Genomic DNA, 370 nt, shown 5'->3' with positions numbered 1-370 from the left:
AGTGTTTTCTTAAATATTCCATATCCGTATGTTTCAGCCGCACAGCAAACCATTTCCAGTCATGGCCATCGTACAGTTTTAAAAAGGCCGCATCTTTCTCTTCTGTGTTTTCACGGTACATGACATCGTGGTAAAAAACAGGCATGGCATACTGCTCACTTTTCAGATACGGCTTTCCTGTTTTCTGTCCCTCTGCTTTCCACTGTTCCAGACGCGTCCGATAAGAAGATACACTCCCAAGCGCATGCTGGACTGCCGCCCGTCTGAAATAGGATGGCATCTTGGGAAAGCAGAAATCAAAATCAAACCGGGCCGGATTCCGTTTCGTTGTATGCACCAGATGTTCCGCTGCATTGAAACGTTTCTTACT

General features: G+C 45.9%; 1 pseudogene. It reads right to left on the bottom strand.

Annotated elements, in window-relative coordinates:
• Positions 1-370, bottom strand: a pseudogene (locus tag DW769_RS16650) (IS200/IS605 family accessory protein TnpB-related protein); the annotation flags it as partial.

It is taken from the genome of Blautia sp. AM29-29 (assembly GCF_003480555.1).
Taxonomy (GTDB): Bacteria; Bacillota; Clostridia; order Lachnospirales; family Lachnospiraceae; genus Fusicatenibacter; species Fusicatenibacter saccharivorans.
Note: the sequence above shows the minus strand (reverse complement) of the source record. Positions and strands in the feature narration are given on the sequence as shown.